12 protein-coding genes are annotated in these 10,606 nt (G+C 34.9%); 9 read left to right on the forward strand and 3 right to left on the reverse strand.

The genetic code is table 11. The annotated features are described in order from the left end of the window. Positions 1-237: 237 nt before the first annotated feature. Positions 238-750 (reverse strand): GNAT family N-acetyltransferase, encoded by a 513-nt coding sequence (locus tag RK01_RS11510; RefSeq protein WP_016173448.1) that lies wholly within the window; start codon positions 748-750, stop codon positions 238-240. 178 nt (positions 751-928) lie between these two features. Next, positions 929-1,390 (reverse strand): NanQ anomerase/TabA/YiaL family protein, encoded by a 462-nt coding sequence (locus RK01_RS11515; protein ID WP_016173449.1) that lies wholly within the window; start codon positions 1,388-1,390, stop codon positions 929-931. 253 nt (positions 1,391-1,643) lie between these two features. On the opposite strand from RK01_RS11515, the gene RK01_RS11520 reads away from it, so the two are divergent. The 7 genes from RK01_RS11520 (at position 1,644) to RK01_RS11550 (ending at position 8,250) form a co-directional block, all read left to right on the forward strand. Continuing rightward, positions 1,644-2,513, forward strand: coding sequence for an N-acetylneuraminate lyase (locus tag RK01_RS11520; protein WP_016173450.1), 870 nt, complete (start codon positions 1,644-1,646; stop codon positions 2,511-2,513). A gap of 21 nt (positions 2,514-2,534) precedes the next feature. Then, entirely contained in the window at positions 2,535-3,227 is a 693-nt protein-coding gene (locus RK01_RS11525; RefSeq protein WP_016173451.1) for an N-acetylmannosamine-6-phosphate 2-epimerase, read from the forward strand. Positions 3,228-3,304: 77 nt separating this feature from the next. Beyond that, the gene (locus RK01_RS11530) at positions 3,305-4,201 is read left to right on the forward strand and encodes a carbohydrate ABC transporter permease (protein ID WP_051113729.1); all 897 of its coding nucleotides are present in this window, start codon (positions 3,305-3,307) and stop codon (positions 4,199-4,201) included. 33 nt (positions 4,202-4,234) lie between these two features. Then, positions 4,235-5,050, forward strand: a complete 816-nt coding sequence (locus RK01_RS11535) for a carbohydrate ABC transporter permease (protein WP_034864848.1) — start codon at positions 4,235-4,237, stop codon at positions 5,048-5,050. 26 nt (positions 5,051-5,076) lie between these two features. Beyond that, the gene (locus RK01_RS11540; protein ID WP_016173454.1) at positions 5,077-6,411 is read left to right on the forward strand and encodes an ABC transporter substrate-binding protein; all 1,335 of its coding nucleotides are present in this window, start codon (positions 5,077-5,079) and stop codon (positions 6,409-6,411) included. A gap of 67 nt (positions 6,412-6,478) precedes the next feature. Further along, positions 6,479-7,360: an ROK family protein gene (locus RK01_RS11545; protein WP_016173455.1), complete on the forward strand. Its 882-nt coding sequence runs from the start codon at positions 6,479-6,481 to the stop codon at positions 7,358-7,360. Between the two features lie 41 nt (positions 7,361-7,401). Further along, positions 7,402-8,250 carry a MurR/RpiR family transcriptional regulator gene (locus tag RK01_RS11550; RefSeq protein WP_016173456.1) on the forward strand — a complete coding sequence of 283 codons (849 nt, stop codon included), beginning with the start codon at positions 7,402-7,404 and terminating at the stop codon, positions 8,248-8,250. Between the two features lie 53 nt (positions 8,251-8,303). Here RK01_RS11550 and RK01_RS11555 read toward each other — a convergent pair whose 3' ends face one another. After that, positions 8,304-9,158: a LysR family transcriptional regulator gene (locus RK01_RS11555; RefSeq protein WP_016173457.1), complete on the reverse strand. Its 855-nt coding sequence runs from the start codon at positions 9,156-9,158 to the stop codon at positions 8,304-8,306. Positions 9,159-9,299: 141 nt separating this feature from the next. Between RK01_RS11555 and RK01_RS11560 the strand changes: the two genes are divergently transcribed. Next, entirely contained in the window at positions 9,300-9,854 is a 555-nt protein-coding gene (locus tag RK01_RS11560) for a chromate transporter (RefSeq protein ID WP_016173458.1), read from the forward strand. Continuing rightward, positions 9,855-10,409, forward strand: coding sequence for a chromate transporter (locus tag RK01_RS11565; protein ID WP_016173459.1), 555 nt, complete (start codon positions 9,855-9,857; stop codon positions 10,407-10,409). It begins immediately after the preceding gene. Positions 10,410-10,606: the final 197 nt, after the last annotated feature.

Raw genomic sequence — 10,606 nt, forward strand, 5'->3', positions numbered from 1 at the left:
GTATAGTACCTTTTTTAACAAAGGGTGGCAAAGAAAAACACTTACGAAAAATAAGCAAAAAGGAGCAGTGCTTAGCGGCCTTTTTGGTAGTAAAAAGCCATCATTTTTCTTTTGAAAAATGATGGCTTTCACTTAAAAGAACAGATGAATGCAGAAGCGGTATTTTTTAACTACGCTTGCGCATTTCTAGTAGTAAGTTTTATTTTGAAAATAGAAGGAAGCATCCCTGTAATGCACTTAATTTTGCACAGGTTGCGTAAGAGAAAGTTTAAACGCATAAACAGGCATCAAAACACCAGCGACAGTGCCAATTTTTTCTTCTTGGAAAGTATAACCTTGACGTTCCCAGAATTCTTGTGCACGCGGATTATTTTTCAAAATCCCCAAGCGAATTTCTGTACCGCCGTCGGATTTGATTTGCTCGACAATTTGGGCATGGACTTGCTCACCAATTTGTTGCCCCCGTACTTTTGGAGTCAATAAAAGTAAGCCAATCATCCAAGCTTTAGTAGTAGGATAGTTGCGAACAAGATCCAAGACACCGATTAAAGTATCGTGTGAATCAAAAATGCCATAAAGCGTTTTGTCTTCTAATCTCTTTTGTGGGGGGAATGAGGTTAATAAATCTTGCGCTTCTTTTGGGGGATTTGTCGCCCCTGTAGCTAATACCATATAATCACTTGCTTCTTGACAAAGCACTGCAATCGCAGGTAGATCTTTTTCAGTTAAAACTTTCAATTTGTAATCCATGATTCATTAAACTCCTTTAGTATAATAAAAAATAAATTGATCCAATTTATAAAACCAACAATAACCTCTATTGTATCATGGAAATTGAAAATTATAAATAACGAAGAAAATAAAGAGAAAACATTTTTTGAAAATAAAGTGACTTGCTTTTAAAGTATTCTTTTTTTCTAAAAGACAATTAGTTTCTAATTTTGAATACCATTTTTTTGACTGTATTCGCAATAGGCATATCTTGAACTCCAGTTTTATGTGCTTCTTGGGTCCAAAGTAAGAGAAAATTTTCTTTTCCGGGCTCGCTATTTAAAGTAATATAGCGAGCGCTTGTTCCTTCTAATAAGTAATAATCTTCTTCTTCATGATACTCACCGGCACTTAGAGGAGATGAATCTGCTAAGTAGATACGTTCATTTCCCTCTAATAAGAAGTGGAGATCAATCTCATGATTGTGGGCTTCCCAACTTCTATTTGTAAAAGTATCAGTTTTATAGCTCAAAAGCCGAACTATAACTTTATCACTTAAACGTTCTTCTTTAAATTGCCAGGGCTCTTGTTGCCAGTTGTTGATAAAGTCGCTAATGGTTTTTAACTGCGGTTGTATTGCATTCAGTTTCATAACATCGTTGCTAGTTGTGAGTAACAAAAAAATTCCTCCAATTATTATTAAATTTTTCTAATTAAAACCAGAAATATAAATCGCTTTCAATGTACCGCAAGAAAATGATTTTATCAATGGTTTTATTATATAAAATTATTTTCATAATCTTTATCTAAATAGAATTTATATAAAAATAGCTAATAAATGTTCTTTAAAGAAAAATATTTTCATCAAAAAATAATACAAGAAAAAAATTATCGTGATATATTGGATTTATCAAAAATATGGAGGCGCTATCATGGCAAATTTAATAACAGCATTATTAGTTCCGTTTGATAAGAGTGGTCAATTAATGGAAGAAAGCTTAAGAAAAATAGTGGAATATAATATTTCAGAAAATAACGTAGATGGATTATACGTTGGCGGTAGTACTGGAGAAAATTTTATGTTGGATACAGCAACGAAAAAAAATATTTTCCGAATTGTTAAAGAGGTTGCAGAAGATAGAGTCGAATTGATTGCACAAGTAGGTTCATTAAATATATATGAAGCAAAAGAATTAGCGGCGTACGTTGTGAATGAACTAGGATACTCTAAAATTTCTTCTGTGACACCTTTTTATTATAAGTTTGACTTTGAAGAAATCAAAAACTATTATTTTGAAATTGTTAAGGATGTTGAAACTGAGCTGATTGTCTATTCCATTCCAGCCCTAACAGGTGTCAACTTCAGTGAAGATCAATTTGGAGAACTATTTGCAAATCCTAAAATTACTGGAGTCAAATATACTGCAGGTGACTTTTATTTAATGGAACGTTTACGTAGCCGTTTTCCTAATAAATTGATGTATTCCGGATTTGATGAAATGCTTTTACCAGCGGCGGCTGTGGGAATTGATGGAGCAATTGGTTCGACCTTTAATGTTAATGCAAAACGAGCACGCCAAATTCTAGAAGCTGTTGAACAAAATGATTTTGTAACAGCGCGCAAACTACAAGCAGAAACTAATGATTTAATTCAAAAAATATTAGATAACGGTTTATACAATACCTTAAAACTTATGCTTACTGAAAAAGGAGTAGATATGGGATATTGCCACTTGCCGATGAAACATTACACAGACAATCAAGTGAAAGTAGCCCAAAAACTTGTTAAAGACTATATGTAAGCTGCTTTGGAGGAATAAGAAATGAAAAAAGATTTTTTGTCAGAAGTTAAAGGAAATTTAATTGTATCCTGCCAAGCTTTACCAGATGAACCACTTTTTAGCCCTTTCATTATGAGTCGGATGGCTAAAGCAGCCTTAGAATCTGGTGCTAAAGCTATTAGAGCGAATACAATTGCAGATATTCAATGTATCAAAGATGTAAATGACACAGCTGTGATTGGCATCATAAAAAAAGAATATGGCGACAACCCGGTTTTTATTACCCCAACTTTAAAAGAGGTACGGGCACTTTGCAGTATTGGCTGTGAAGTGGTAGCTATGGATGGTACGCTAAGAAAACGCCCAAATGGTGAAGAGTTAGCAGATATTGTAGCAGAAATAAAAAAAGAATATCCTGAAATTTTGTTAATGGCAGATTGCTCTACTGTAAAAGATGCACTGTACTGTCAAGATTTAGATTTTGATATCATTGCGACTACGCTTCATGGTTACACTGCTGAAACAAAAGGACAAGATATTGCAAATGATGATTTTTCTTTAGTAGATGACTTATTAAGAGTAATCACTAAGCCGATTATTGTAGAAGGAAATATTGATACCCCAGAAAAATTAGCCAAAGTTATGAAAAAAGGTGTCTTTTCTGTGGTAGTAGGGAGTGCTATTACACGACCACAATTAATTACGAAAAAATTTGTTGCTGCCCTTGAAAGCTAATGATAAAATCCGACGATTTTTCGTCGGATTTTAACTAAAGGAGGATAAAAAAATTGGAAAAAGCACAACGCTTAGATATTGGGAAAAATACACAAACGAAGAAAAAATTTCGTGGGATTGAAAATCCAATTTCTGGTTATTTGTTTATTGCACCACAAGTTCTATTAATGTTAGTTTTCATTGTCTATCCTGTGTTAAAAGGTTTTAAGATGAGTCTTTACGAAGTTTATGGTATGGATAAATATTTTGTTGGTTTCCAGAATTTCATAGATTTGTTTCAAGATCCTATCTTTGTAAAATCAATTTTTAATACAATTTTCTTTGTTGTTGCGATTGTCGTAGCTACTATTGTGTTTGCTCTATTTGTTGCAACTACAGTTTACGATAAAAATCCAAAATATGTTTCCTTTATTCGTGGTAGTTATTATTTGCCTGTAATTGTTTCCATGGTAGTTATGAGTATTATCTGGAATTTTCTCCTAAATCCTTCTAATGGATTGATTAGTTATGCTTTAAATAATATAGGCGTTGAAAATGTTAATTTATTGGGAGATAGTCGAACTGTTATGCCAGTGATTATCTTTGTTACCTTTGTCGGAAATGTGGGACAAGCCATTATTTTATATATTGCAGCCATGATTGGCCTACCAGCTGATTTATTTGAAGCAGCACAGTTGGATGGGGCAACTAGATGGCAAAGAATTCGTCATATTTTAGTTCCTTTGATGCGACCTACGACGATTTATTTAACAATTATTAATATTATTGCTGTATTGAAAATTTTCGTTGTGATTCAATTATTAACAGGTGGGGGACCCAACAATGCTTCTGTAACAATGATGTATTACTTATATCAAAATGCTTTCATCTATAACAATACAGGGGCTGCTTCTGCAATTGGAGTTTTAATGTTTATTATCGCAATGCTATTTAGTTTGCCACAATTAAAGACATTTTTAAAATCAGATAAATAAGGAGGGTATCTCGTGTTTGCTAAATTAAAACGAATGGAAAAATTTGACTTAGTCACTAATATTATCGTCTTTTTCCTAGCACTATGCTTCTTACTACCACTGTTTTGGTTGTTAACCAATACCTTTAAAACTTCGCCGGAAATTTATAAAATGCCACCAGACATTTTGCCTAAAAATTGGTTTACGGGAAATTTATCGGAATTGTTTCAGGGTCAGCCAGCTTTTCAATGGATTTGGAATAGTTTTGTAGTATCATTTCTGACCAGTTTATTCAGTGTTTTGATTTCGGCTTTAGCAGCTTATGGTTTTGCCAAATTACATTTCAAAGGTAGAACTGTTCTCTTTGTTTTAGTGATTGCTTCCATTATGGTTCCTAAAGAAACATTTATTGTACCGTTATTTGATGTTATTATTGGGCTAAATTGGATTGATACGTATCAATCAATGATTGTCCCGAACTTGGCGACTGGTTTTGGTACATTTATGCTATATTCCTTCTTTAAAGATATCCCAGAATCACTGCGAGAATCTGCCAAATTGGATGGCGCCAACGAGTGGACAATTTTTAGTAAATTAATGTTGCCAATTGTAAAACCTGGAATCGGTGCATTGTTCATTTTGAATTTTGTTACTGCTTGGAATGATTATTTGTGGCAATTGTTAATGGCACGCAGCAAAGAAATGAAAACGCTAACTATCGGGGTGGCTAGTTTGCAACAAGATATTAATCCTAATATTGGCTTGCGCGTTGCAGGTGCTGCTATAGCTGCTTTGCCAATGTTAATTATCTTCATTTTATTCCAACGATACTTTACGAAAGGGGCTACTGCAGGCGCGGTTAAAGAATAGCACCTGTGAAAGAGAGGACTATAATTATGAAAAAATTATTCTTAGGTTTATTAGCGAGTGTTACCCTTTTCACTGTGTCTGGTTGTGGCTCAGCTAATGCAAAAGCACAAAATGAAATTGATGTTTGGTTGACTCCACAATGGAAAGGTACTTTCAGTGCAGATGAAAAAGGTGCAGATTACGATAGTTTTTTAAAAACCGCTGCCAACATGTATGAAAAAGAACATCCAGATGTGAAAATTAATGTACAGGTTGTTCCTGGTGATGAACGAGATAGTAAAATGAGTGTAGCAACACAAACTAATACTTTACCAGATGTGTTTTTTGATTCCACATTTGTTTTATCCACATTTGCTCATCAAGGATTATTGGAACCTTTCAATGAAGTCATTGATAGTAAGAATGAAGGGGATATTTCAGAAGCAATTTGGAATAATGTTCAAATTGATGATAAAACATATTTTTATCCCTTTGCTCAAAATCCTGGTACGCTAGCGTACAATGCGGATATGTTTAAAGCTGCAGGATTAGAAGAATGTATTAGTGGTAAACATGATATTGCAACTTGGACGACTGATGAATTTTATAAAATTTTGACAAAACTAAAAGAAGCTAATAATAAAGTGGCACCTTTAGGATTTTTTTGCAAAAATAATCAAGGTGATACATGGAATATGATGTATTTGCGGATGTTTGGTAATCAATTCTTTGATGAAAACGGAGAGTTGAATGTTAATGAAAAATCTGGTGTAGAAGCGTTAAGTTTTTTGAAAAAATTAAACGAAGAACAATTGATGGCTTCAGGTCCTGAGTCTTTAGTAAGTAACGATGTTAATGCGATGTTTCAAAATCAACAAGTAGCTGTTAGTTTTACGAATGCAATGTTGTTTAATGGTATGTTAGGAGCTATGAAAGATGGTACAGTAGAAAATTTTGATGCAAGGCTTGCAAATGTGCCGGGGAAAAAAATGCCTGTTTCCTTTACTTATGTATTGGGATCTGGGGTATTTAATACAAATGGTGAAAAGCGCAAAGATTTGGCACAAGATTTCGTTAAATTTTATTCCGAAAATAAAGAATTAGTAGAAGCAAGTATTAATTTCCTTCCCATCCGTAATAGTGTAGCGGATGCACATAAAGCAGATTTACCTTATCTTGCTGCTTATTTAGATAATGATAAGTATGTTGTAAATTTTTCTAATAATAGTCCTGGCTATGCCGAAATACGTAATGCTTTATATCCAGAGCTACAAGCTGTAATGACAGGCGATAAAACACCAAAAGCCGCTTTAGATAACTTTGTAAACACTGGGAATAAAGTTATAGACCGTGGATTGCGCCGCTCTAAAGCTTTGGAATAATAAGCTATAAGCCGCGAGTCTGTTGACTTACGGCTTATAATACTCTTTTACGAAAGGAATTTTTTAAATGTCCAATTATTTTTGTATTGATATTGGTGGTACTAGTATTAAAAGTGGCGTGTATAATGAAATGGGAGAAGCTGTTTCTCCCAGTCAAACAACACCTTGTCAAAATACTAAGAAGCAAAATATGATTTTAAAGACAGTTCTTGACTTAATCCAACGAATATCAGTAGAATATAGCATAGTCGGTGTTGCAATCTCTAGTTCAGGTGTTATTGACCCCGAAAAAGGAGAAGTTGTTTATGCAGGCTACACTATTCCTAATTTTCAGGGAACAAATTTTAAAAAAGCCGTTAAAGATAGTTTTAATTTGCCTTGCGAGGTAGAAAATGATGTCAATTGCGTGTTACTAGCTGAAGCCTGGCAGGGAAAGCTATTAACCCAAAAAAATATTGTCTGTTTAGCTGTTGGTACCGGAGTGGGTGGTGCTGTTTATCAAAACGGGGCACTTGTGCGAGGTACGAATTTTTGTGCAGGGGAAGTGGGCTATTTACAGGTAGAGGGAAAAAATTTTCAAGACCTTGCTTCAACAAATGCTTTAACCAGGCGGGCGCAAGAATTTTTACAGCAACAAAATTTAAATGGTCATCAGATTATGGCATTAGCTGAAACTGGAAACCCTAAAGTTCTAAAGGTTTTAGATGATTGGCTGCAAGATTTGGCTAAAGGGATTACTACTATTATGTATTTACTCAATCCTGAACAGATTATTTTAGGAGGGGGTATTATGGAGCAAGTTGGTTTTATTAAGCCTCACCTAGAAGCAAAAATTGCCGAACAATTAATATCACCAATTTTTGGTAAAAGTGAATTATATTTTGCAAAACTTGGAAATAAAGCCGGTATGGTTGGGGCGTTATACCACTTTTTAACCCAGCAAAATTAATTTTTATAAGTTAAATTGACAATAAGAAAAGGGGGCGCAACATGGATATTTTACAAACAATACAGCAGAAATATAATGACTTATCTGATAAAGAAAAAGCTATTGCAAACTATGTTTTACAAAATGATAGTAGTTTGCAAAATATGAATATTACCAGTCTTTCCCAAGTAACTGGCGCCTCGACCTCAACAATTACGCGTTTTTGTCGCAAAATGGGAGCTGCTTCTTATGTCGATATGAAGATGAAAATTAACTCCATTTCTAATCAATTTGAAGTTAAACAAGATGATTATTTTGATCAAATTTATTATTATTACAACAAAATTATTGATCGAACAAATAAAAGCCTGGATAAAGAACTTATTTATGAGGCTATAAAAAAAATAAAAACTGCCAAACGAATTTATATTTATGGATTGGGTAGTTCAGGTTTTACAGCCGAAGAATTAAATTTACGCTTTTTAAAAATGGGAATGACTGCACGCTGTTTGACCAATACGCATTTAATGCTAATTGGTAGTCGTTCGTTGACAGAGGATGATTTAGTTATTGCAATTTCTTCTTCTGGAGCAACAGATGAAATTGTGGAGACTCTAGATATATGTAAAGAACAAGGTGCAGGAATTATTTCTATTACTTCGTTTGCCGATAGTTATATTTCTGAGATTAGCGATATTTCGCTCGTTGTTTTCAGTAGTAATTTTGCTGATGAAAAAAAGTTTGTGAATACGCAGTTTGCAATTATCTATTTATTAGATATTATTACGACTATTTTAATGAGTGGCGAAGAAGAATACGAAAAAAACTATGAAGAAGTAGATGAAATGATGACTAAGCGCAACAGACACGATAAGCATAATATTATGTCGAAAAGTTATAATATAAAATAAGCAGGAAATCCGAGAGGATTTCCTGCTTATTTTATAGGTAGAAAGTCAATACCTTACAAACATGTCCACAATTTTTCTAAAGCAGATGGATTATTGCGATTAGGGCGTAAGGCGGTGATTTGGTTATGGAGTTTTGCCTGGGTTACGACAAGTTCCGCCAATTCATTTTTAGCTAAAGCTCTGGCAACTAATGGCCGTGGTAATAAGCTTATGCCCATTTTATTTTTAGTGGCGGCGATTAAACTAGCCGAATCCGTACTCTCCCACGTTGGGTAGCAGCGTAAACCTTTTAGGGTTAAGAAGGCTTCAAAGGTTTCCCGTACCGCAGAACCTCTTTCTCTTAAAAGTAGCGGTTGACTTAAAAGCTCAGTCAAAGTTAACTTGGCAGTAGTGAAAAGATCAGGGGCGGCCACAAAAGCTAGTGGATAGTTGGCAATCACTTTTTGCTGATAATTGCCATTTGGCACTCTGCCTTCTAAAATGGCAAGATCCACTTTTCCGGCGGATAATTTTTTATAACAATCTTCTGCTGGTGAGATTTGAACGATAATTTTTTGGTGGGGTAATTGGCTTTTAAATTGATCTAAGACTTGCGGTAAGGTAATTTCCCCGTAAGTGATACAAGAAGCCAGTCGCAATGGTGCAGCTTGTTCTAAATTTTGCAGTTGCATTTCGACTTGTTGAAATTTTTCAACTAATGGGGTAACAGTAGCCAATAATGCAGTGCCTGCAGCTGTGAGTTCAATTTTGCGATGTAAGCGTTCAAACAACGCTGTGCCAGCTTCTGTTTCCAAATCTTTCATGGCATGCGAAATAGCCGATTGCGTCATAAAAAGTTTGGTAGCTGCTTGAGTAAAACTTTTTTCTTTGGCCACAGTATAAAAAATGAAACATTGGCGATACTGCATCACACCTTCACCTCTTTTTGACATGAATTTTATGCATGTTATTAAGCAAATAATAGCATTTCACACATGTTAAAACAAATCGTATACTTAAATGACGAGAAAATGAGAATCAAACGAAATAAAATTGTAAGGAGTGACACAATGGAAAAATTGAAGCTTTACGCATGGATTTGTCGGGTGAATTTATATATCAGTGCGTTTACTTTTGGTGGTGGTTATGTGGTCGTTCCTATGATTCGCAAATTTTATGTCGATGAAAAAGCGTATTTTTCAAAAGATGACTTAATGGAAATGGCAGCAATTGCACAATCCTCTCCGGGGGCGATTGCCATTAATCTTGGCGTTTTGGCTGGAAAAAAAGCTGGTGGCTATGTTGGTGCGCTTTTAAGCGCAATTTGTGGGATTATTCCACCAATTGTGATTTTAGCGGTCATTTCTAGTTTTTATGTCGCTTTTAGCCAAAATCTGATAGTGATGGCTGTATTAAGAGGGATGCAAGCCTGTGTAGCGGCGATGATTGTAGATTTGTTAATTGATATGGTGCAGTTAATCGTCAAAGAAAAACAATTACTGTTGACGTTGCTCATCCCTTTTAGTTTTGTAGCCAATGCTTTTTTCCAAGTGAATGTTTTGGTGATTTTAGGCATTACAGCGATTTTATGTATGTTAGTGGTTTGGCAAAAGGGGGAAATCTAAATGCTGCAGTTATTTTGGCGTTTTTTGACCATCGGTTTTTTGAGTATTGGGGGGGGCTATGCCATTATTCCCTTGATTCAAGAACAAATTGTCAATGAACTCCATTGGCTTTCCGAAAAAGTATTTACGGATATTATTACGATTTCGCAAATGACCCCTGGCCCATTAGCTGTTAATACGTCAACGTTTGTTGGGATGCAGTTGTTTGGTATTCCGGGAGCGGTTGTCGCGACAGTCGGCTGTATTTTTGGCGGCGTAAGTATTTCGCTTGGCTTAGCGGCGTTTTTTCAGCGTAAACGGGAATCAAAAATTGTCCAGGGCTTATTAGCAGGTTTGAAAGCTTCTTCAGTTGGATTAATCATGTCTGCCGGCTTAACTATTTTATTATTGACGCTTTTTAATAGTAGTGACTTCACTGACTTTCATTGGGCGCGTTTGGATTGGATAGCTTTACTCTTAATGGCTGCATCCCTTTTTGTTATGCGCAAGACCAAACTAAATCCAATTTTATTGATGATTGTAGCCGGTGTGATTGGCGGTTTTATTTATATTTAGGCATTGCTAAAAGAGGGACAATTTTAAATGTACTTTTAAAGTTGTTTCTCTTTTTTGTTATCTAAGAGATTAGATGATTTTAGAAAAGAAGATGACCGATAGATCACGTTCATTTCGCTTTTCTTGGTGTCTAGCTTCATGAACGAACTCTCTACGGCAATAAGCTGAAATTTCAAGAAATTTGAAGAGCAATTTAT

This window comes from Enterococcus dispar ATCC 51266 (assembly GCF_000406945.1).
Lineage (GTDB): Bacteria > Bacillota > Bacilli > Lactobacillales > Enterococcaceae > Enterococcus_C > Enterococcus_C dispar.

Excerpts from the sequence above, each read along its gene's own strand:
- RK01_RS11560 (WP_016173458.1), top strand. The coding sequence starts at position 9,300 with ATGGAAAAATTGAAGCTTTACGCATGGATTTGTCGGGTGAATTTATAT.
- RK01_RS11555 (WP_016173457.1), bottom strand. The coding sequence starts at position 9,158 with ATGCAGTATCGCCAATGTTTCATTTTTTATACTGTGGCCAAAGAAAAA.
- RK01_RS11510 (WP_016173448.1), bottom strand. The coding sequence starts at position 750 with ATGGATTACAAATTGAAAGTTTTAACTGAAAAAGATCTACCTGCGATT.
- RK01_RS11565 (WP_016173459.1), top strand. The coding sequence starts at position 9,855 with ATGCTGCAGTTATTTTGGCGTTTTTTGACCATCGGTTTTTTGAGTATT.
- RK01_RS11540 (WP_016173454.1), top strand. The coding sequence starts at position 5,077 with ATGAAAAAATTATTCTTAGGTTTATTAGCGAGTGTTACCCTTTTCACT.
- RK01_RS11520 (WP_016173450.1), top strand. The coding sequence starts at position 1,644 with ATGGCAAATTTAATAACAGCATTATTAGTTCCGTTTGATAAGAGTGGT.
- RK01_RS11535 (WP_034864848.1), top strand. The coding sequence starts at position 4,235 with ATGGAAAAATTTGACTTAGTCACTAATATTATCGTCTTTTTCCTAGCA.
- RK01_RS11525 (WP_016173451.1), top strand. The coding sequence starts at position 2,535 with ATGAAAAAAGATTTTTTGTCAGAAGTTAAAGGAAATTTAATTGTATCC.
- RK01_RS11550 (WP_016173456.1), top strand. The coding sequence starts at position 7,402 with ATGGATATTTTACAAACAATACAGCAGAAATATAATGACTTATCTGAT.
- RK01_RS11545 (WP_016173455.1), top strand. The coding sequence starts at position 6,479 with ATGTCCAATTATTTTTGTATTGATATTGGTGGTACTAGTATTAAAAGT.